Annotated in this window: 23 protein-coding genes; 19 read left to right on the top strand and 4 right to left on the bottom strand. The window is 51.9% G+C overall.

Annotated features, from left to right (window positions below; translation table 11 throughout):
* Positions 1-35: 35 nt before the first annotated feature.
* Positions 36-1,049 carry an NAD(P)/FAD-dependent oxidoreductase gene (locus FE784_RS20225; protein ID WP_139604043.1) on the top strand — a complete coding sequence of 338 codons (1,014 nt, stop codon included), beginning with the start codon at positions 36-38 and terminating at the stop codon, positions 1,047-1,049.
* A 526-nt stretch (positions 1,050-1,575) separates the two neighbouring features.
* Here the strand turns inward: FE784_RS20225 and FE784_RS20220 are convergent.
* On the bottom strand, positions 1,576-1,881 hold the full coding sequence (locus FE784_RS20220) for a hypothetical protein (protein ID WP_139604042.1): 306 nt from the start codon (positions 1,879-1,881) through the stop codon (positions 1,576-1,578).
* 304 nt (positions 1,882-2,185) lie between these two features.
* On the opposite strand from FE784_RS20220, the gene FE784_RS20215 reads away from it, so the two are divergent.
* Positions 2,186-3,505, top strand: coding sequence for an ABC transporter substrate-binding protein (locus tag FE784_RS20215; RefSeq protein WP_139604041.1), 1,320 nt, complete (start codon positions 2,186-2,188; stop codon positions 3,503-3,505).
* A gap of 120 nt (positions 3,506-3,625) precedes the next feature.
* Here the strand turns inward: FE784_RS20215 and FE784_RS20210 are convergent, their stop codons facing one another.
* A complete protein-coding gene (locus FE784_RS20210) occupies positions 3,626-4,402 on the bottom strand; it encodes an AraC family transcriptional regulator (protein ID WP_139604040.1) in 777 nt (258 codons plus the stop codon).
* A 179-nt stretch (positions 4,403-4,581) separates the two neighbouring features.
* Here FE784_RS20210 and FE784_RS20205 point away from each other — a divergent pair, with 179 nt between their 5' ends.
* From FE784_RS20205 to FE784_RS20175, 7 genes are all read left to right on the top strand, one after another.
* Entirely contained in the window at positions 4,582-5,640 is a 1,059-nt protein-coding gene (locus FE784_RS20205; RefSeq protein WP_139604039.1) for an amidohydrolase family protein, read from the top strand.
* A 16-nt stretch (positions 5,641-5,656) separates the two neighbouring features.
* Positions 5,657-6,007: a Rieske (2Fe-2S) protein gene (locus tag FE784_RS20200; protein ID WP_139604038.1), complete on the top strand. Its 351-nt coding sequence runs from the start codon at positions 5,657-5,659 to the stop codon at positions 6,005-6,007.
* Positions 6,008-6,084: 77 nt separating this feature from the next.
* A complete protein-coding gene (locus tag FE784_RS20195; RefSeq protein ID WP_139604037.1) occupies positions 6,085-6,936 on the top strand; it encodes an endonuclease/exonuclease/phosphatase family protein in 852 nt (283 codons plus the stop codon).
* A gap of 52 nt (positions 6,937-6,988) precedes the next feature.
* The gene (locus tag FE784_RS20190; protein WP_139604036.1) at positions 6,989-7,267 is read left to right on the top strand and encodes a histidine phosphatase family protein; all 279 of its coding nucleotides are present in this window, start codon (positions 6,989-6,991) and stop codon (positions 7,265-7,267) included.
* 255 nt (positions 7,268-7,522) lie between these two features.
* Positions 7,523-8,542 (top strand): DUF3895 domain-containing protein, encoded by a 1,020-nt coding sequence (locus FE784_RS20185; protein ID WP_139604035.1) that lies wholly within the window; start codon positions 7,523-7,525, stop codon positions 8,540-8,542.
* 34 nt (positions 8,543-8,576) lie between these two features.
* Positions 8,577-8,891: a hypothetical protein gene (locus FE784_RS20180; RefSeq protein ID WP_139604034.1), complete on the top strand. Its 315-nt coding sequence runs from the start codon at positions 8,577-8,579 to the stop codon at positions 8,889-8,891.
* Positions 8,892-8,986: 95 nt separating this feature from the next.
* Positions 8,987-9,280 carry an RNA polymerase alpha subunit C-terminal domain-containing protein gene (locus FE784_RS20175; protein WP_139604033.1) on the top strand — a complete coding sequence of 98 codons (294 nt, stop codon included), beginning with the start codon at positions 8,987-8,989 and terminating at the stop codon, positions 9,278-9,280.
* A gap of 138 nt (positions 9,281-9,418) precedes the next feature.
* Here FE784_RS20175 and yycF read toward each other — a convergent pair whose 3' ends face one another.
* A complete protein-coding gene (yycF, locus tag FE784_RS20170) occupies positions 9,419-10,141 on the bottom strand; it encodes a response regulator YycF (protein ID WP_139604032.1) in 723 nt (240 codons plus the stop codon).
* A 171-nt stretch (positions 10,142-10,312) separates the two neighbouring features.
* On the bottom strand, positions 10,313-10,597 hold the full coding sequence (locus tag FE784_RS20165; protein ID WP_139604031.1) for a hypothetical protein: 285 nt from the start codon (positions 10,595-10,597) through the stop codon (positions 10,313-10,315).
* Positions 10,598-11,068: 471 nt separating this feature from the next.
* Between FE784_RS20165 and FE784_RS42900 the strand changes: the two genes are divergently transcribed.
* The 10 genes from FE784_RS42900 (at position 11,069) to FE784_RS20115 (ending at position 21,674) form a co-directional block, all read left to right on the top strand.
* The gene (locus FE784_RS42900; protein WP_139604030.1) at positions 11,069-11,203 is read left to right on the top strand and encodes a DUF3221 domain-containing protein; all 135 of its coding nucleotides are present in this window, start codon (positions 11,069-11,071) and stop codon (positions 11,201-11,203) included.
* Positions 11,204-11,365: 162 nt separating this feature from the next.
* Complete coding sequence (locus FE784_RS20155; RefSeq protein ID WP_139604029.1) at positions 11,366-12,406, top strand: MBL fold metallo-hydrolase; 1,041 nt, start codon at positions 11,366-11,368, stop codon at positions 12,404-12,406.
* 42 nt (positions 12,407-12,448) lie between these two features.
* Positions 12,449-13,420 (top strand): aldo/keto reductase, encoded by a 972-nt coding sequence (locus tag FE784_RS20150; protein WP_139604028.1) that lies wholly within the window; start codon positions 12,449-12,451, stop codon positions 13,418-13,420.
* 568 nt (positions 13,421-13,988) lie between these two features.
* A complete protein-coding gene (locus FE784_RS20145) occupies positions 13,989-14,891 on the top strand; it encodes a LysR family transcriptional regulator (protein WP_139604027.1) in 903 nt (300 codons plus the stop codon).
* 100 nt (positions 14,892-14,991) lie between these two features.
* Positions 14,992-17,277 (top strand): 5-methyltetrahydropteroyltriglutamate--homocysteine S-methyltransferase, encoded by a 2,286-nt coding sequence (metE, locus tag FE784_RS20140; protein ID WP_139604026.1) that lies wholly within the window; start codon positions 14,992-14,994, stop codon positions 17,275-17,277.
* A gap of 356 nt (positions 17,278-17,633) precedes the next feature.
* On the top strand, positions 17,634-18,614 hold the full coding sequence (locus FE784_RS20135) for a LacI family DNA-binding transcriptional regulator (RefSeq protein ID WP_139604025.1): 981 nt from the start codon (positions 17,634-17,636) through the stop codon (positions 18,612-18,614).
* 78 nt (positions 18,615-18,692) lie between these two features.
* Positions 18,693-19,979, top strand: a complete 1,287-nt coding sequence (locus FE784_RS20130) for an ABC transporter substrate-binding protein (RefSeq protein ID WP_139604024.1) — start codon at positions 18,693-18,695, stop codon at positions 19,977-19,979.
* Positions 19,980-20,160: 181 nt separating this feature from the next.
* Positions 20,161-20,886: a hypothetical protein gene (locus FE784_RS20125; protein ID WP_139604023.1), complete on the top strand. Its 726-nt coding sequence runs from the start codon at positions 20,161-20,163 to the stop codon at positions 20,884-20,886.
* Positions 20,879-21,448 carry an RNA polymerase sigma factor gene (locus FE784_RS20120; RefSeq protein WP_139604022.1) on the top strand — a complete coding sequence of 190 codons (570 nt, stop codon included), beginning with the start codon at positions 20,879-20,881 and terminating at the stop codon, positions 21,446-21,448. Before FE784_RS20125 ends, FE784_RS20120 begins: the two co-directional genes overlap by 8 nt.
* Positions 21,426-21,674 carry a hypothetical protein gene (locus FE784_RS20115; protein ID WP_139604021.1) on the top strand — a complete coding sequence of 83 codons (249 nt, stop codon included), beginning with the start codon at positions 21,426-21,428 and terminating at the stop codon, positions 21,672-21,674. The genes FE784_RS20120 and FE784_RS20115 overlap by 23 nt, the downstream gene beginning before the upstream one ends.
* The last annotated feature ends 6 nt before the right edge of the window (positions 21,675-21,680 follow it).

Genomic DNA, 21,680 nt, shown 5'->3' with positions numbered 1-21,680 from the left:
GTCGACCGACATTATCGGCCGAGCGGAGGACGAACATGCGCGAAGAAGAAGCATTGTATGACGTAACGATAATAGGCGGCGGACCGGCCGGGCTATTCACGGCTTTGTACAGCGGGATGAGGGAGCTTCGCACGAAAATTATCGAAGGATCGTCCCGGCTCGGGGGCAGGGTGCTGCTGTATCCGGACAAGATGATCTGGGATATAGGCGGTATCCCGATCATTTCCGGGCGAGCCCTGGTAGAACAGTTGATCGTGCAAGCCAGCACGTTTCATCCGACTATCGTGATGGAGCAGCGCATTGTCTCCGTGGACAAGCGGGAGGACGGTACGTTCCGGCTGACCGCCTCGGGCGGGGAGCAACACTATTCCCGTACGATCATTTTAGCGACAGGCAAAGGGGAGCCGGTGCCCAAGAAGCTGGAACTGGCCGATGCGGAGTGTTACGAGGGTATGCATGTGCACTATATCGTCCGCGATCTGGAGCGGTTTCGCGGGAAGCGCGTAATCATATCCGGCGGCGGCAATTCGGCAGTCGATTGGGCGAATGCGCTTGGTTCGATCGCCGCGCAGGTGACGGTCGTCCATCGCCGCGATTTATTCATCGGCTTGGAAGCGAATGTGGCGCGAATGTACGGCGGACCGGCCCGGATCATGACGCCCTACGAGCTGAAGGCGATTCATGGAGACGGCGGAATCGTCGAAGGAGCGACGGTCGTTCATGCGGAGAACGGAAGCGCGGTGCGTCTCGAAGCGGACGAGCTGCTCGTCAACCACGGCTTCCGGGGCGATCCGGGCCCTTTGGCGACGTGGGGCATCGAGCTGGAGGAAGACCGGATCCAGGTAGGGGCGGGCATGGTCACGTCTATTCCCGGCATATTCGCGGCGGGCGACGCCGTCCATTACGACGGCAAGCTGAAGCTGATCGCCGGAGGCTTTATGGAAGGTCCCACGGCGTTGAACAGCGCCAAGCTGTATATGGACCCCGCCGCCAACACGATGGCGGCCGTCTCCACGCATCATGCCAAGCTTCTTGGCATGATGCGGTGAGTACGTTTCGTATAAGACCTGCCTTGTAAAGAGGCTTCCGAAAAGGTTAGCGATACGTCACCCGATTCCCGCGAGTCGGGAGTCTATGCGGTTGTTATGTTCCACTCATTCGCATCCAACCTGGGGGCCACCTGATGAGGCGTATGCCAACTTATTGCCTCCTTAAATAGAGGAACTGGATTCCGTTATTGTCCCGGATTTCGTTCTACATTTGAAGATAACGGAACAGGCTGCCGTTATCCGATCTTTCGTGGTGAAAATGATCGTGGAACAGCGAAATAGCGGAACGGTTTTCCCTTATTTTGCAATGAACAGGAGGGACTCAGGTTGATAGCGTACTTCAATTCCGCTATTTGATGGGTTCGGTCCCGCTAACACCGGCAGAGGCACGGGGAAGTACATGGTAAGAATAGCGGAGTAAAGCTTGGACTACGCTTCGCTCCGGCCCTCATATGCCAAACAAAGCAAAGCCAAGAACCGCTTCGCCAATCGGCGATCGAATTCTTGGCTTTATGCTTTTCCCGGATTACAGCTGCGGCTCCTGCTTTATGAAGTTTTTGAACAAATTGTCGGCATGGCCGTCCCAGTCCGCCTTCCGGTAGTTCTCCAGCACATCGATCAAATATTCGTTTCCCGACTCGTCGGTTGCCCGGTATATAAACTGCTTCTCGTTCTCGATCCGCACATTGTGGCCGCAATCCCGCAAACATTGCGCGAAGTCCTCGACCGTCGGCTGCCGGTTTTCCTCCAGAAAAATAAGTCCCCGCAGCAGCTCGGTTTCATGCTGACGAATGACCTTGAAGTAGACGAGATGCTCCTTCTGGCGTCCCATCGCTTTCGCCCCTTTCGTACATATTCGCTAATTTTATCATAAGAGACGGGGGTTGCCGTAGCTGTGACATTCATCACAGGTATGACCCGGAATGCCCAATTTCAAGGATGATCCGTTTGTTCGTCGTACCTGGGAAGCGCGAGAAATAGTTGTTTGCAATCAAGCAGGTAATTCCATGCATATTAAGATTGTGTAAATCTAAAAATCACTAAAAAAACAGTATGATCACTAATCGTAACCGTTCTTTCCTCCTATTACAATTAAGGTGTGATCAATATCACATAACTCAGAAACAGGGGGAACTATGAAACCTTATAAAACGATTGCACAGATTGCGCTACTTGCCATTGCAGGAACGACTCTAGCCGGTTGCGGCAAGAGCGGGGAAAGCAACAGCCCGGCTAATCCGGCCGATAAGGAGAAAGCGGAGCAGCCGATCGAGCTTGTCTTTTACGGAGGACAGAGCAACTGGACGGACGAGATGTTCTGGTCGCTCTACGGCAATGCGATCAAGAAAAAGTTTCCGCATATTACACCTAAATTTCTTTCCAACCAGAACGTCAAGCTGAAGGAATTAATAACCGCAGGCGAACAGATCGATCTTATGCTCGTTACGAGTACGGGTACTCCGGCCTACATGTTCAATTACAAGCTTCAAAATGACATATCCGACGTACTGAATGAGCTCAAGTTTGACTTGAACCGATTTGATTCGAGCCTTATTGCTCTGCAGCGCGATATCGCCAAGGGAGGGATATACGGACTGCCTGTGTTCACGCAGTTTCCGCTATTGTTCTACAATCGGAGCCTGTTCGATAAATTCGGCGTGTCTTATCCGAAAGACGGGATGACTTGGGATGAAGCCTATGATCTTGCGGTCAAGATGAGCCGTACGGACGGTGGGATCATGTACTACGGACTGGGCACGAACGTGCAATGGCATCTTAAAACAAGCCAATTACCGGTGACAGTGGTGGACCCCTCTACGAATAAGGCGCGTTCCGACGGGAAAATCAAGCAAGTATTCGACAATTTCTCGAGATTTTTCATGATTCCGGGGTACGTAGGGACTGCCGCGATGGCCAAAGGAACGGCGCAAGAAAATATGTTCTTCAAGGATCAGAACTTGGCGATGTGGGCGCATTACTCCAACGTGGCCCGCAGAATGCCCGATACGGAAATGTTAAACTGGGACGTCGCATCGCTGCCTCAGTATGCGGAAGCCAAAGGCGTGGCGGCTGCATACGATCCGTATTATCTCTATGTGACTTCCACAACCAAGCACAAAAGACAGGCTGTAGAGGTAAGCGCTTTCCTGACTTCGGTCGAGAATCAGATCGAGCTGGCGAAGGAAGGATTTACAACGGTTATTCGAGATAAAGCGGTCCAGGACGCGTTCGGCAAAAACAACAAAAACTATACGGGTAAAAACATCAAAGCGTTCTTCCCCGAGAAAGTCGCCGCAGCGTCGCCTTACTCGTCCTATTATACGCAAGCCGACGCCGTTCTGCTCAATGCGTTCAGCGATGTGGTAACCGGCAAGAAAGATGTCAATACGGCACTTCGGGAGTACGAGGAAGAGGCGAACAAAAAGATTGAAGATCAGATCAGGTCGGAGAAATAAAGGATAATACGGAAATGAGAGACCGTTGCTTTGCAGACGCATGATGCGCCGCGCCAGGCAATGGTTTCTTCATGCTTCGGCTTGCTTGCCCAGGGTGGGCGCAATGGTACAATCGCCGCATCACATCGGTCTTTGCATTTTTAAGGTATGGGAAGGGGGATGGCCGACTATTTTCTTGTACATATAGTTGAAATATGTCTGGTCGCAGTAACCGAGCGATTCGGCGATTTCCCCGATCGTCATGTTGTCGGTCAGCAGCAGCTCGCGGGCGGCGGAGATGCGGACTTCATGCATGTATTCGATCGGAGTGCGCCCCGTAACTTCCTTGAATACGGTAGCGATGTAAGTCGGCGACCGATCGACGATTTGAGCCAACTCGCTGAGGCGGAGCGGTTCCCGATAACGCTTCACGATGTATTGCTGGATGCGGAGTGCCAAGTTCCGACGGGCCGATGAATGGTTGCCGCCGGACAGCTCGCGTTGAACGGTGCCCAATATTTCCAATAAAATGCCGCTGGATATCATCTCATAGCTCGGCATCTTCCCGATCCAGCATTCGTTCAGCATGGAAAATCGCTGCTTCAGATAATCATAGCCCAGCGGCCGAATATGGATGAACGGCTCGCCTCGCATGGGGAGGTCCGCGAGCGATAAATCCCTAAAATGTGCGGAATACAACTGAATCGGTTCGGCCGTGATGTCGGACTCTGCGGAGCGCAGCGTGCCCTGCGGGAAAAACAGTCCCTCCCCTTTATGGACTTTGACGGTTTGTTGGCCGATCCGGTAAGTGGCCGCCCCTTTCAGGACAAGAAGGAAGATATCGTGCTTGACGGTTGTCCGCGGCACTCGCCAGTTCCCGTTAACAGCATGCTGAAAAGCGATATTGTCGATCTTCATTTGGATCGGAACCTCCCTTATAGAAATCAAAAACGAAGAATCACTAAAAAAACGATATGATTACCAATCGTAATCGATAGGCGACCGGATTACAATATTAGCAGGAAACAAAGTGAAATAACGATTGCGAGGCATGGATGCGCAAAGCTGTACCGACGATGAAGGGGGCTAAACTTAGCATGAATCAGGAAATGAAAGTCATTGACGTCGATATCCATAATAGTTTGAAAAGCCACATGGATCTTATCCCCTATTTGCCGGAGCCCTGGAAATCCAGAGTGGCCGGCTCGGGCTTGGGTCTGCCCGGACACGGCTACCAGAGCCCGATCGGGGTTATTCGCAATGACTGCAGGCCGCCCTCGGGAGGTCCGGCGGCTTCGGACCCGGAATTTCTGGTGAAGGATCTGCTTGAGCCGTTTCATATCGAATACGGCATTTTGACCGGAAACCTGATGGGCGTCTCGACGATGCACGATCCGGATCATGCCGCTGCGATCTCTTCGGCTTATAACGATCATTTAGTAGAGAATTGGTTGGAGAAGCATACGCAGTTCCGCGGGTCGATTCTCGTCTCGGCGTACGATCCGCTTCTGGCCGCCAGGGAGATAGACAGGATGGCCGATCATCCGCGAATGGTGGGAGTGATTATGGGGAGCGGTCAGCGCGCCTTGCTCGGCCAACGGCAATTTCACCCGATCTATGAAGCGGCGGAGCGTCATGGCCTTTCTGTCGCGATTCACCCCGGTACGGAAGGCGCGGGCGGGTCGAACCCGCCGACGGCGTCCGGTTATCCGACGCGATACTTGGAATGGCACACCAGCTTGTCGCAAAACTATATGGCGCATTTGACGAGTCTTGTGTGCGAAGGAGTGTTCGAGAAGTTTCCGAGATTGAAGTTCGTTCTGCTCGAGGGCGGTATCGCCTGGCTGCCGCATCTGATGTGGAGGCTCGATAAAAACTATAAAGGCCTGCGTTCCTCCGTACCGTGGCTGAAGAGAATGCCGAGCGAATATATACGCGATCATTGCCTGTTCTCCACGCAGCCGATCGAGGAGCCCGAAGACCCGAAGCACCTGATCTCGATATTCGATATGATCGACGCGGAGAATATCCTCATGTTCTCAAGCGACTACCCGCATTGGGACAACGACGTGCCGACGGAAATATTGAAGCGGCTCAGTCCGGAAGCGAAGCGGAAAATCTATTACGAGAATGCGAAGGCGTTATATCATTTGTAGAGCGGGGGGAGCAAAAATGGCAGTTCATTATGTGGGCGAAGCCGGCGACATCGCGGAAGGCGAGCGGGTTATCGTGGAAATAGAGGGAAGATCGATCGGGGTGTATCGTGTAAACGGGGAACTGTACGCCCTGCACAACAGGTGCCCGCACGAAGGAGCGCAATTGTGCAAAGGGCAAATATGCGGAACGACAATGCCTTCCCCGGTGTACGAATACGAGTATGGCCGCAAGGGAGAGCTCGTCCGCTGCCCGTGGCACGGTTGGGAGTTCGATATCAAGACCGGCAAATCGATTTTCAGCGACAAAGTGCGGACGCGCTCCTACAAAGTGCAGGTCGACGAGGGCAAGGTAGGGATTGTCCTGTAACGCAATAAGACTTGGAGGTGCAAGCTCTGGGAAGAGGAAGAGCCGGTAAGAAGGGGAAATTCGGGGAGGTAGCCGCTATGATCACACTTTTGAGTACAAGTCTATTTCTAAGCTCATGTTCCCCGCAGGAAGAAGCACGCGCGACCGATGTCGATATGAAAGTGATGAGCTATAACATTCACTCCGGCATTGGCGAGGATAACGCTTATGATTTAGACCGAATCGCCAACGTCATTCGCGAGTCCAAGGCGGAAGTAATCGGCCTGCAGGAAGTGGATGTGCATTGGGCAAGCCGAAGTCGTCTGGAGGATGAAGTCCGGCAGCTGGCGCAGAAGCTGGAGATGAATTCGTTCTTCGCTCCGATCTACGATCTTCCCCCGAAGCGGGAAGGGGAGCCGAACCGGCAATTCGGCGTGGCGATCTTGAGCAAATATCCGATTCTCGACGCGAAAAATCGAGAGATGACCCGGCTATCCACTCAAGTCCCCAACCCGGCTCCGGAGTCTGGGCCGGGACTGGCAGAGGTTTTATTGGATGTTCATGGCGTTCATGTGAAGGTATATTCGACACATTTGGATTTCCGTCCGGAAGCGGCAATCCGAAGCATACAGGTCAAAGAGATGCTGAAGGCGATGTCGGAAAACGAATATGAGAAAATCGTGCTCGGCGATTTTAATGCGAAGACGACGAATCCCGAGCTGGCTCCGCTCTTTTCGACGTTTTACGATACATGGGCACATGTCCGCAGCGACCCCGGGTTCACTTTCCCGGCACAGAAACCGAATCGTAAAATCGACCATATTCTCGTATCCAGAGGAATCCGGACGAAATCGGCGGACATTGTCCAGACGCTTGCATCCGATCACCGACCGATTGTGACGGAAGTGACGGTTCCCGCAAAAGTCCGCAAAGGAGGCAGCGCGGAATGACGACGGTCACTTTCGTCCGGCGAAATGGGGAGCGAATTGGCGCGACCTCGACCTGGGCGAGGAGAGCCAAGCATCGCTTCGCGAGCGGGGAATGAGCTTTATTCGGGATATAACGGCCCAATACCCCGGCAAGAAGGTGCTCGTGATCAGCCACGGTATTTTTCTCGGTCAGACGTTAAAGGCGCTGCTCCGGGATGAAACGACAGGCGACAATCTGCACAATACATCCGTAACGACCGTTGCGCATGACGGAGATCGATGGGAATATGTGCTCTATGCTTGTACCCGGCATTTGCGGGCACTGGATAGTGAAGAACACCCGCCCCAATAACCTGTCGGAAAGCAGGATCCAAGGACAAAATCTTGGATCCTTTTTTCTATTTAATCATGGTAGGGAGCAGGGAGCGATTTTCTGATGTAATCCTTGTGTTATAGTTACATGAAGAGGGAAGATTTGACGAGAGACAGGCATGCCGCTCTTCAATCGGTTAAAATAGTGGCGTCTGCCAACAGATAATAGGCTTGTACATCGTTGCCGAAAACGATCGCTCAGCCGGCATTTTAAAGAGAAGAGAGGGCTTGCGAGGTGAAAGTTGAACTGTCTGTAGAGGAAAGAGACGTTGTGTTTCAATCGCTTTCGGACGACCAAAGACATTTTCTCAACCATGAGATGCTTCGCAGCCGTCGAACGGTCTTCGCGCAAATGATGGCCAAAGCGAAGGGGGCGGACATTCCGGAAGGAGCTTCCCATGAAGACGTAGAACGATTCTTGGACGGTTGGATCTATACCGGATACAGGGATGCCGGCATGGTGTCTTCGGACTATCCGTGCGATTGCGGGCGGCCATTACGCTACCAACATCAGGTACAGCATAAAGTTACGGGAAATGTCATGCATTTTGGAATCGTTCACCTAGGCGAGCATTTGGAGCTCGATGCGAAAACCGTATCGCTTATTAAGAAGGGCTTCGATGTCTTGGATCAAGAAATGGACGAGATTCTGGTGAAGGTTCGGGATAAATGGACGATGCAAGCGGCTTTATCCATTTCTATACCCGAAGGCTTTCCGATTCCGCAAGACATTCAGGCTCACATGGAGGCACGGCTTCCTCTTCTGGACCGACAGATTGTGCGGTTCCGCAAGAAGATTATCGATTTTATGGACCAAGCTGCATTAAGGAGAGAGGCGGTACTGAAAAGGGTGGGATCCCCTGTCTCTGCATATGCTGCTCCGGATATCTATGTTAAGCCGGAACAAGTAACGATGCTGTTTCCCGGCGAGGATCCGGTAGAGGGGTTGTCTGTTCCGGAAACGATCGATCGGAATGCGAGGATGAATTACACGGGCAGCGAAGTGTTATTGGAGACCGGCTTAATGCCCAAGGTCGAACAATTGCTCCGATCCGGCGTCCAAAGCGCTCGCGTGATTGCCGAAATACTCATCCGAGAAGGCGCCGCCGATCAGCGGCGGTATTCTTCCGGCAAACCGCATTTGTATGCACCGGTTTGTATGTATATCGATTCCGAGCTTATTCCTAATGGCTGCTGCAAGCTTCTAAGCAAAACTTTGGATGATCGACTTTACGAGTTCGCTAAGCACGAATAGACGATTTGTTGAGGAGCGGAGGCAGATATCAAGGATGGACAAGCGTTATTGTTACAGTCAAAATGAAATTGAAAAGATAAGGAATCGTTTTGGTAAAGCTTTTTATGAAAAGGTTTTGAGGGATATTGAAACATACGCGGATAAATGGGGAGAAATATATACGGAATTAAATACTTTGTATCCATATAACGGCAGACGATTTTGCAGAGTCTTCGACGCCGATATTGAAAACGGCGTCCTGCTCGAAGAGTGTGTGCGGCCGGGGCTTCCTATAAGGGAGGAGAGTTCGCTTGAGAAAAGACTATCTGTATTTTGTTCGCTATATAAAGGCTTGCATAAAACCCGCTAATGCAAGAAATATTTCCGACTTACGCAGGGTGGATCGGTAGGATTGCATCGTATACTATCCGATAGCTTAATTCCGCGAAAAGGAGATATGTAGAAATGGAAACTTCAAACAAAAATTTAAGAACTTGCAACGAAGGACACCACTATTATAAAAGCAGCGATTGTCCTTCGTGCCCGATCTGTGAGCAAAAAAGCAAGCCTGCCGACGGATTGCTTTCCCTGCTCTCGGCACCGGCAAGACGAGCATTGGAGCACAATGGAATAACTACTTTGCAACAGCTCTCAAGCTATAGTGAAAAAGAGATTTTGCAACTTCACGGTATGGGACCGGCATCTTTGCCTAAACTTAGGACTGCCTTGATGGAAAGCGGGTTATCGTTCAAAAGCTGAACGCCAAGAATGATTTGAAATCCGATTATCTTCAAAAGCTTTCAACTAAAAGGAGAACGGTAAACAGCGGAAGTCCAGGACTGTATTTTCTCATCCAAGGCTGCCGCTGCTTGCGTGTAACGAGTTCATCTTTGCCATTCAATTTAAGGCGCCTCCCGGCTTCGGATTGCGCATCGTATACCCTAGACCTCGTCGAGTGATAATATATTCCGGTCTGCTAGGGTTGTCCTCGATCTTCTCCCGCAAACGCCAGATCGTGACGTCTACCGTCCGAACGTCACCTAAATATTCATACCCCCAAACCGCCTGCAGCAAATGCTCGCGCGTCATCACTCTGCCGCAATTTTTAGCCATATAATGTACCAACTCGTATTCACGGTGAGTCAAATCGAGCATTTGTCCATCCTTGTACACTAAATACGTATCGGTATCGATCATCAGCCGGTGAAGGTGCAAGCCGACCGCCTCCGACACTTCCTGCTGGTTTGGGGCCGATTTGTTCTGTCTGCGCAAATGGGCCTTTACCCGAGCGAGCAATTCTCGCGATCCGAACGGCTTCGTTACATAATCGTCGGCACCCAGCTCTAGGCCGAGCACTTTGTCCACTTCCGAATCTTTGGCTGTCAGCATAATGATCGGCGTATCTTTCTTCGCGCGCACTTCGCGGCATACATCCATTCCGTCTTTGACCGGCAGCATGACGTCGAGCAGTATCAAATCCGGATTTTCCATGAAGGCAAGCTCTACCGCCGCGCCGCCGTCAAATGCGCATACGACTTGATGTCCTTCTTTTTCCAGGTTGAATTTCAATATTTCCGCGATCGGCTTCTCGTCGTCTACGACCAATATTTTTCCGTGCATGCTGCCTCACCGTCCCATTTCCATTCCTTGCTTAATATTACCATACCACTTGTATCAAATCGCACTCCGGCACCGTTTTGCCCGAAAATAGTGTGAATCTCAACCATTGTCAGCTTCGCATGATCCACGGTTTCGGGCCTTCTCCCCGGTCGAATTAAGGGATGCGATCGTTTACCTCGAACGCAGACTGCGGAAAAATTGTCTCACATCCGAAATAAGCAGATCCGGTGCGTCGATTCCCGGGAAATGGGTGCCGCGGTCATACTCGCTCCAGTGCACAATGTTGTTATTTTGCTGTGCAGCATACCGGATTGCGACATCGGACTGTTGGAATACCGCTACGCCAACAGGTGTTGTTGACGGATCCAGCGCTGCCTGCGGGATGTTGATACGATAAGGCCGGATATCGGCCTCCGTATTCAGATTATGGTTGCTTACCGTCGTTTGATTTGTCATGATTAATTTCCTCCTCGTATTTGGTTTGCTTATGTTTTTATTATATAGGGGTGTTCCTGACAGCATTATGTCAAGCTTGTAGGTGGCCTTAAAAAACTACGACCGCATACAAGCCGGAGGCGGTTTGGTAGGCGTGACAACACGTTGCCTGTATATAGCGGCAATGGGTTCCGTTATCGTCTCGATTTTCGCTGCACTGCTGAATATAACGGCACAGGTTTCCGTTATTTCGATCTTTCGAGGTGATATGAGTAGCGAGCAGCGGAATAGAGGAATGGATTTCCGTTATTTGTCTATCGATAATTATATACGGGTAAATAACGTTTGCCAGTTCCGCTATTTGACGGGTACGTGGTCGCGCGAACGCCGGCAAAGGCGACAGACAAGCCTTCACCGAGCAAGACGAGGCATGTGCTTCCGTATGCGAATGACGCTATCGGATTCGTTTTAATTTATGGAGGTGAATCCATAATGAGGCAGCTGCAGATTTTCCTAGCAGCAGTGATTGGACAGAAAGTCCGTTATTGGGTCGAAGGCGGGGTTGACGAGTCATTTCCCGCGCAAGCCCGGGCCAGGAAAATAGAGATTATGAACAAAGATTTATAACATTTTGTCTACTCCATTACAGGAATTATACGGCTCTTGTAGAATGTTATCGTCAATGGGAATCCAATCTGCGGCAAGGATTTGTTATCTGGTAAATACAGGCTTCGGCCCGCTGCCATTTCCAGATGGGAACAACAAATTATATTGTGGAGGGTATCCAAAATGAAGGTAAGAGTAGCCGTTTTGCTAGTTTTGCTCCTGTCTTTGACAGGTACTGGGGCATTGTTCGCAGCCGACCAAGCAACCGCCCAGGTAACAGTCCAGGTGGACGGGCGTGAAATCGTATTTCCGGACGCCAAGCCTTATTCGGTAACGGCAGGCGTCTACGTCCCCGTCCGGATTGCTGCCGAGAATATGGGGATTTCCGTCTATTGGGATGCGAGCGCCTCGTCGGTACGGATCGGGGAAGGAAATGGGGCTGTAACGTTTAAACCGGAAAATTCCGCGAACGGCAATAAGCCGTTTCTGAAGGATGGCCGAGTCTATGTCGATCTGGCATTCATCAAAGACAAGCTCGGGGCCGAAGCGGTATGGAACAAAGAGAAGATGACCGTTTCCATTACGACCAAGTCGAACGTGCTGAAGGGCGTACAGCTATTCAAGCAATCGATGGTCAAGCTTACCGGGGAGCAAGTCATATACATCGATCCTTACAAGGTGGACGGCGAGCCGAAGGATGGAGACCTTATTTTTATTACGCATACGCATGGCGATCATTTCAATCTCGATGAAATCCGCAAGGTAGCCAAAAGCGATGCGACCATCGTATTCCCGGCCAAAGAGCTGGACAAAGTGACGAATGCCGGATTCGAGAACGTGGTCGGCGCGGCTCCCGGTGAAGAAGGGACTGTGAAAAATATTTCGTACAAGGCGGTACCGGCGTACAATACGGAAAAGAGCAATCATCCGAAAGATCGGGAATGGGTCGGATACATCATTACGGTTAACGGCGCGTCCTATTATCTGGCCGGGGATACGGATCTGATTCCGGAGATGGAAAATATCGACGCAGACGTTGCTTTCCTTCCGATGGGCGGCACCTATACGATGGCATACGAGGAAGCGGCCAAAGCGACCAATCTTATTCACCCGCGTATTGTCATTCCGTATCATTATGCCGATGTTGTCGGCACTCGGGATGATGCAGTGAAATTTATCGATTTGATTGAACCTGGCATAACCGCCATATTAATGAAAGAGTAGGATAACGGTCATAAAGTATAGCGGGAATAGGAGGAAGCCGGAATGCGATATCGGAGTTTGGGTACGAGCGGCTTGCAGGTTTCGATGCTGGGATTAGGTACGAATGCGTTCGGCGGACGCGCAGACAAAGAGACGTCCATCCGCGTTCTCCATCATGCCGCAGACAATGGCATTAACTTTATCGATACCGCGAATATTTACACCGGCACGAAATCCGAAGAAATTATCGGCGAAGCATTCGAAGGCCGTCGCCAAGAGGTGATTCTGGCGACCAAGGTCGGGATGAAACGGGGACAAGGACCGAACGACGGCGGTTCTTCGCGTTATCATATGATCCGGGAGCTGGAAGGAAGCCTGCGTCGTCTGCGCACGGATTACGTCGATTTGTATCAAATCCATGCTTTCGATCCGAAAACGCCTCTCGAAGAGACGCTCCGGGCATTGGACGATCTGATCACTTCCGGCAAGGTAAGGTATATCGGCGCATCCAACTACTCGGCATGGCAAATGATGAAAGCATTGGCTATCAGCAGAAGCCAAGGGTTGAACTCGTACGTAACGGTTCAGCCGGGCTATTCGCTTGTCGATCGCGGAGTAGAAAGGGAGTTGGTGCCTCTTTGCATCGACCAGGGAATCGGTATAATCCCTTATTTTCCGCTTGCAGGAGGCATTCTGACCGGTAAATATTCCGGCGGCGCTGTACCCAGCGGCTCGTTGTTGGAGAAGAATCCGAACTTTGCGGGGCGAATGGATGCCGACCGGATGGAGCTTGGCGACCGGGTCGTCCGGATTGCGGCCGAGATCGGAACGACGGCTACGGCGCTTTCGCTCGCATGGCTGATGCATAAGCCGGCCGTATGCACGGTCATTGCCGGTGCGACCCGCGAATCGCAGATCGACGATAACTTGAAGGCCGTCCAGCTCGAACTGTCACACGATGTTCTGCAAGAGCTGAACGACGCAAGCGAACCGTTTATATTCGCAAGACCGTTCGGAAGCGGCGGACGCCGGTGACCGGTTGAAGGTTATTGAAGGGGTTTCCGGCAGGATAACACTCCGTATCGGGTTAGAGCAGTTGCCGTGTACAAGGGGCGGCTGAGTGTGCGAAGTTTCCAAAAAAGCTTGAGCAATCAAGCTTTTTTTGGTTGTTGAGAAAGTCAAAAGAGAACAGTATCGTCTGGAAGGGGTTGGGGAAATGTACGTAAAGCGGAGCGTCTGACTTTAAAATCGGGTTATAACCTCTAATTTTCATCCGAATAACTCGATTTTAACGGAAGTGGAGTGCATTCCCCTCCCCCTTGCCTTCCTCGCTTCCTCTTTTTGTATACTTTCTAAACAAATCTGAAAAGCTTGAACAATCAAGCTTTTTTTATCGTTAAAGAAAGTTTAACTTCGCTAAAGCGTTAAAGAGAAGGGCGAGTTTCTTTACGAAGAAAAGCAACCTCATACGCAGGGTCATGCTTCGTGGAGAAGGCTTCGTTTAGAAGCTTTCCTTATTTATGCAAGACACGGCGCAAAACCGTCTGCATTGCAGCCGCGTATGTTACTGTTGGTATAGGAAAATGAGGGAGTGAGGCACGATATGACACTGCAGCAACTGAAATATGTCATCGAGGTGGCGGCGCGCGGCTCGATGAACGAGGCGGCCAAGCGTCTTTTTATATCCCAACCCAGTCTCTCTAACGCGATCAGGGAGCTGGAAGAGGAAATTCACGTGACCATTTTCGAACGTACGAATAAAGGCATCTCGTTATCCAAGGAGGGGGCCGAATTCCTCGGTTATGCCCGGCAGGTCATGGAGCAGGCGGAGCTGCTGGAGGGTCGGTATTTGAACGCCAAGCCTTCGCCTCAGCATTTCTCCGTGTCGACGCAACATTATGCTTTTGCGGTTAATGCGTTCGTGAAGCTGGTTCGCGAGCATGGACAGGACGAATACGAGCTCGCTTTGCGCGAGACCAAGACACATGAAATCATCGAGGACGTGCGAAGTCAGCGCAGCGAGATCGGGATTTTGTATGTGAACGAATTTAATGCCAAAGTGATCAATCGGCTGCTCAAGCGGGCAAACCTGACGTTTACAAGCCTGTTTACGGCAAAGGCGCATATTTTTATTAGCGTCAACAACCCTCTCGCCACTCATTCCGTGGTTACCCTCGATCAGCTGCAGGAGTACCCATATTTATATTTTGAGCAGGGAGAGTATAATTCGTTTCATTTCTCCGAAGAAATTTTGAGCACATTGTCGCATCGTAAAAGCATACGCGTCAACGATCGGGCGACACTCTTTAATTTGTTGATCGGACTAAACGGATATACGATTTCCACGGGTGTGCTGAGCGCCGATCTGAACGGCAACGAGATCATTCCGGTCCCGCTGGCCAGTGACGAGACGATCCACGTCGGGTGGATCGGTCATCGAAATGCAACGCTTTCCAAGCTTGCAGCCGCTTATATTGAAGCCTTGCATCAGAGTATAGCCGATTAATGGGCTTGCTATAGCTTCCGGTTATAGCCGGTAATAGATAATGGATGTTACGTTATAGCTATGTGAGTATGCTATCTTCTTCTTAAGGAGAGATGAGCATATGAGAAGCGGTAATCTGGGTTACCCCCGTATTGGCAAAGACAGGGAATGGAAAAAGGCGCTGGAGTCTTACTGGGCCGGCAAGCTGGGCGAGCAAGACTTCCATACGGAGTTGAAAGCGATCCGTCTGCGAAATCTGAAGGCTCAGCAAGAGCGGGGGATCGATGTCATTCCGGTCGGCGACTTTACGTACTACGACCATGTGCTGGATACGGCGGCCATGTTCGGGCTCGTTCCGGAACGGTTTCATTATGAGGGCGGTTATCCGAACCTTACCGTTTATTATGCCATGGCCCGCGGCAGCCGGGAAGCGACCGCCTGCGAGATGACGAAATGGTTTAATACGAACTATCATTACATTGTTCCTGAGTTGGGGGAAATCGAGCCGAAATTGACACGGAATCGTCCGCTGGATGCTTTTCGCGAGGCGAAGTCGGAGCTGGGTATCGAAGGCAGACCGGTGCTTGTCGGGCTTTACACCTTCTTGAAATTATCCAAGGGCTATACGCCGGAGCAGCTGGCGCCATGGATTGACCGGCTTCTCCCTCTATACGGGCAAGTGCTGCGCGAATTGGAAGCGGAAGGTGTGCCATGGGTTCAGATCGACGAGCCGATTTTGGCGACGACGCTCGCTGCTGAGGACCTGACTCATGTCGCCCGCATATACGAACGCCTTACGAAGGAAGCGCCTGGCATCAAGCTGCAGCTGCAGACGTATTTCGAAGCCGTTGATCATTATGAGGCTGTTGTTTCGTTGCCGGTGCATGGTATTGGATTGGATTTCGTGCATGATGGAGGGCGGAATTTGCAGGCCGTAAGCAAGCACGGTTTCCCCGAAGACAAAGTGCTCGGCGTGGGACTGATCGACGGCAGGGGGATCTGGAAGGCAGAGCTTCAAAGCAAATTGGACCTATTGCAAACAATCGGCGAAGCCGTCTCTGCAGACCGCATCCTCGTACAGCCATCCAACAGTCTCTTGCATGTTCCGGTGAGTGCCGCGCAGGAAAGCGGATTGGAGCCGACGCTGCGCGAAGCGCTCGCTTTTGCAGAGGAGAAGCTGGAGGAGCTCGTGCTGCTGACAAAGGCCGGCCAATCCGGTGCCGGAGCGATTGCCTCCGAGTTGGCGGTATCGAAACGAAGCCGCGAAGCGCTGCAACAATCGCCGTCCCGCGCCCGCAAGCACGTGGGGCAACGGATCGCCGATCTGGCGTCCCAGCCGTCGTCCCGCTCAGGCCATGCAGATGTTCGGCGAGAAGCGCAACAACAGCGTTGGAATTTGCCCCTTTTGCCAACAACGACCATTGGCAGCTTTCCGCAGACGCCGGAAATTCGGAGCGCCCGACTGAAGTGGCGTAAGGGCGAGTGGAGCGACTCGCAGTATGAAGCCTTTATCAAAGAGCAGATAAAACTTTGGATTGATGTCCAGAGCGAGCTGGGACTTGATGTGTTTGTTCACGGCGAATTCGAACGGAACGATATGGTGGAGTTTTTCGGCGAGAAGCTGGACGGCTTCGCTTTTACAGCTAACGGCTGGGTGCAGTCCTACGGATCGCGCTGCGTGAAACCCCCGATTATTTATGGCGATGTCGAATTCACGTCGCCAATGACTGTTGCGGAGACGGTCTACGCCCAATCCCTGACGGAAGCACCCGTCAAAGGAATGCTGACGGGGCCGATCACCATTCTGAATTGGTCTTTCGTGCGTGACGATAAACCGCGGGAAGAGGTCGCTTATCAGATCGCGCTGTCGCTCAGGGATGAAGTGGAGGCGCTCGAAGCGGCGGGCATTGGCATGATCCAGGTGGATGAACCCGCGATGCGTGAAGGACTTCCGCTAAAGCGGGAGCAGTGGTCGCATTATCTGGATTGGGCCGTCCGGGCATTCCGCCTATCCACTTCCACGGTGAAGGACGAGACGCAAATTCATACCCACATGTGCTACTGCGAATTTCACGATATTATAGATTCGATCCGTGCCATGGACGCCGACGTCATTTCTATTGAAACATCAAGAAGCCATGGAGAGCTCATTGGAAGCTTCGAAGAGCATACGTATGACAAAGGCATCGGGTTGGGTGTATACGACATCCACAGCCCGCGGGTGTCTACGGTCGAGGAGATCGGTTCCATGATCGACCGCGCGTTGCGCGTGCTCTCTCCGGAACAATTCTGGATCAACCCGGACTGCGGTCTGAAGACACGCAAGTACGAGGAGACGGTCGCATCATTGCGCAATATGGTTTTGGCAACCGAACAGGCACGCGAGAAATATGCAGTCAAACCATAAACGGGGACGAGGCTGCCGGCACGAATCGGCAGTCTCTTTCGTTACCGCTTTTTATTTAGATATTGACTGCGGGAAAAGCAGGACATACAATATGGATACGTGTATAGATCGTTTTTCATTGCCTCCATTATCTATACGTGTAAATATGGCTTTCGGGAGGTGTCGCATTCATTTTACCCAAGCTTATAAGGGTAAGCGGTTTCCTTGGCTGTATCGAGAGGAGTGCTTCATCGCGAGAAAGCGCTATCACTATCTTGGGCAAGGCAAGGGATTTGGACTTGATTGAATCAACAGCAGGACAGGGGTTTGTCGAGAAGATATTCGAGTACAATTGAACTGCAACGGCGGAGGAATTTATGACAACGCGGAAAGAAGTCGCGGATAGAGCGGGCGTATCGATAGCAGTCGTATCGTACGTTCTCAATGACAGCAATTACGTGAAGGAAGAGACTCGCCGGAAAGTACTTCAGGCTATAGAGGAGCTGGGGTACGAGACGAATATGGCGGCACGCGCGCTGAAGATGCGCAAGACGGAGCAGCTTACCGTCCTGATCAATCATTTGGGAAATCCGCATGAGGCCGGCTTGCTGCTGCGCCTCGAGGAGGATGCGGCGAAGCATAACTACGTGCTGTTTTTCCAAACGTTCCAGAAGGAGAAGGAAAGCAAGCTGAAGTCTTTGCTGAACGGCAGGGTGGACGGAATATTCCTGCTCGGCCAGTCTCTGCAGGAGGATACGCTGCAGCATTTCCGTAAACAGAACATACCGTTCGTCTCGGTTACGACGCCGGTGTCTCGCCGTACCGAGGACGTAACCTGCATCGACTTGGACTGGACATTCGAATACACGCGTCTTATTCGTCTGTTCAAGGCGAAAGGGCACGGAAGAATTGCTTTCATGGCGATCCGCGACCCCGAGCACCCGCTTCAGCACCGGCTGGAGGCGTTCCGGCGAGCTATGGAAATCGAACGGCTGCCGATTGAGGAGCACGACGTTTTTTATGCGGAAGGAGGGCTGCAATCGGCTTATGATACGATCAAGCTCTCGCTTTCCGCGCCCGACCGGTATACGGCCATTGTCAGCGCGAACGATCTGATGGCCGCAGGCATCGTTGCGGCATGCCGCGATGAGGGCGTCCATATTCCGAACGGGCTTGCCGTAGCGGGCTCGGAAGATATATTGATGTCATCCCAGACGGCTCCGCCCATGACGGTCATTCATTATCCGCGGGAAAAGGTCGGGGAGATTGCGATGGAAGTGATGCTGGCCAAAATGCAGAAGCGCCCCGTAACCGACCGTATTTTGCAGGCTACGCTCGTGGAACGCAAGTCCTTGTGAATCATCCGGAGACGGGTGGCTCACGGTCGATATCTATACGTGTAAATATACAATATTCAGACAAGCGAGGGACTCGACATGAACCTGATCAATAAAAAATCGGTTATTCTAATGCTTCTCATCTCCGTCATCGCATCCGGGTGCGGGAAAACGTCCGGCGGCACGAAGGAAGCGGATGCTTCCCCGGTTAGCGAGGAGCCCGTAAGCCTAGTTCTGCTAAACGATTCCGGCACCGAGCAGGAATATATCGATCAAGTGGCGGCCGAAGTCAAGAAGAAGCATCCGAGCATCGAGTTGAAAATATACAAGAGCGAGAAAGGCTCGACTCTGGACGAACTTATCCTGGCAGGCGAGACACCCGATCTGATCGTTTCCTACAACGGCAAGCTGGCTTCCTATCGGGACAAAGATTTGCTGTACGACATGACTTCGCTTATCGGGTCGCGCCATATGGATTTAGGCAGGTTCGAGCCGGGTTACATAGACGATGTGAAAATCGCTTCCGCGAAGAACGAACTATTCGGACTGCCGGTCAGTCTGGCCTACCATGCGCTCTATTACAACAAAAGCTTGTTCGACAAATTCGGAGTTCCCTATCCGAAGGACGGCATGACATGGGAGCAAATGTTGGAGCCGGCCCGAAAATTAACCCGCAATGAGGGGGGCACGCAATTCCGCGGCTTCGATATCGGCAACATGGTTTGGGCTTCGCAGCCGCTCGGCATCGCGGCGATCGATTACAAAACGGATAAAGCGACGATGCGTACGGATGAATGGAAGCGGGTCTTCGAACTTATGAAAGCGTTCTACACGATTCCGGGAAATATGACGACCGGTAAAGCGAAGGACGATTTTCTAAAGGATAAGACTTTAGCGATGTACGCCGATCTCAGTATTGCGAGCGAATTGGAAATCGCCTCCAAGTCCGGACTCGATTGGGATGTCGTTCAATACCCGAGCTATCCGGAAAAGCCGAACGTATATGGCAACGCCAGCGTAAGTGTAATTATGATTACGAAGGCGAGCAAGCACAAGGACCGGGCGATGCAGGTCGTGGAGGCGGCCGTATCGGACGAGGTGCAGCTCGAGAACTCGAAGTCGGGGAGAGTTTCGCCGCTCCAAAAGGCCGAGATCAAGCAAGCGTTCGGCAAGGATAAAGAAGTGTTTCGGGGGAAAAGCGTGCAGAGCATATTCAAAAGCAAGCCGGTCAAATATCCGATTGCGTCCCCGTACCGGGGCAAAGCCGAAGGAATCGTACGGACGAAATTCAATGAATTTGTCAATGGCGCCATCGATGTCAACACTGCTCTTGCCCAGGCGGATGAGGAAATCAATAAGGCGGTTGCCGCGGAAGTCGGCAAGTAAGATGTCCGTGTGCAAAGTCGGGAAACGGTCCGGGGAAAGCGCTATCCCCCGATGAAATCGATATGTCGGATAAAAATACAACAAATGCTCGGGTAAGGCCCGACAGCCAACAGTTTTCACCTTCGTTCGTCTTATAGGTATAGAATGTTATAAAAACTATACAAGCGGAGGTTGAACCCTAATGGATGCCCATCAGCCCGGCAATCAGGAAGGAAAAGGCCGTATCTCCTCAGTCGCCGTATTGGACCTGAGACACATGAAGTCGGTCGACGAACTGCGCAACATCAAGGGAATCTCGTCGGTCGCCACGATTCTCTTATCCGATACGTTCCAAGGCACGCTGGCCGGCATTCCAATGAGCAGCGTCGGCTCGGTCATTACGCTGGCCGCAGGCAGTAAAGTGAACCAGATCGGCGGTAAATTGAAGCTCGGAGGCGAGTTCCTCGAGAACCCGAGTGCCGACGGCTCGGATATTCTTCTGGTAACGGGCGAGCTGCTCATCACGTCTCCCCCGACCCAATTCGGTTACAAGCAGCTTATCGTAGTGGGACAGCTGTTCATCCCGCGGGGAAGCGAGGGCGTGTTGACCCCTTTCATTACGCAAACGAGCGGGGAAATCATCGCTTATGACCACCGCAATCCGAGATGGTTTATGGGCCAAGGACGGTTCGGCCGAGAGTTTTTCGATTATTTGAAAGAACCGATAACGATGATTCTGATGGGGGAATTTGTGATCGAATCCGACGTCAGCGCCGAGCTCATTCGGGAGAAGGTTACGGAAATTATTCAAATGGGGGTATTGAAAGCTGCGGACAAGAAGCTTGTACCGATCCTGACGGCGCTCGCGGTCGAACAGATGAGCATGATCCAAGTTTCCGACAAGCTTGAGGGCGAGTTTCATGGATGATCCGGCATACGATGCCTTCTTCCATGAAGCGTACGATTCGTACCACCGGGCGGTATTTGCCTATATTCTGGCACGCGTAGGACAGCGGGAAATGGCAAAAGATCTGATGCAGGAGGCGTTTCTCCGGGCATGGAATCAAATCCATGTCGGTTATGAGATGGGGCGGGTCAACTGCCGCTTCTGGATTTTCCGGATAACGAAAAATCTGATAACCGATTACTATCGTCGGCGCACGACTCGCGACCAAGCGGAGGGCCGGATGAGACAAGATGCCATCGTTCGGGGAGCATTCGGTCGTTCCCCGGAGGAGGCTTACGAAATCAAAAGTAATGTGCAGCACATCGAGGATGCGGTCAGTCGACTGCCTGATGAGTTGCGCAGCGTACTCATTCTTCATCTGGTCGGCCAGATGAACAGTGCGGAGATCGGCGAATTGCTTGAGATACCGGCCGGTACGGTCCGCTACCGAATTAGTTTGGCCCGTAAACGTGTTATGCTCGAGCTGACAAATAACGAAACCAGTAAGGAGGGGCGGACCATTGAAGGATTCGGGCTGGAATGAGTTCCATGATTTGCGCGGGCCACTGGCAGAGTGGCTACAAAGCGTGTCACTGACAGAGGAGGAGTCGGAATCGATTCGAACCGGCGTTCTGGAGCAACGCAGCGAAAGGGAGGATACCCGATTGTCTAGACAACTGACTCGAATCAACCGGATCGTCGCCTTCTCCAATCGCTCGACAGTGCCCTATTCCGAACGGTACCGGATATATACGGTTGTCAACCCTTGAATAATC

This window comes from Paenibacillus hemerocallicola (assembly GCF_006265175.1).
In the GTDB taxonomy this organism is placed as follows: Bacteria; Bacillota; Bacilli; order Paenibacillales; family NBRC-103111; genus Paenibacillus_AB; species Paenibacillus_AB hemerocallicola.
This window is presented reverse-complemented; position numbering and strand designations above follow the sequence as displayed.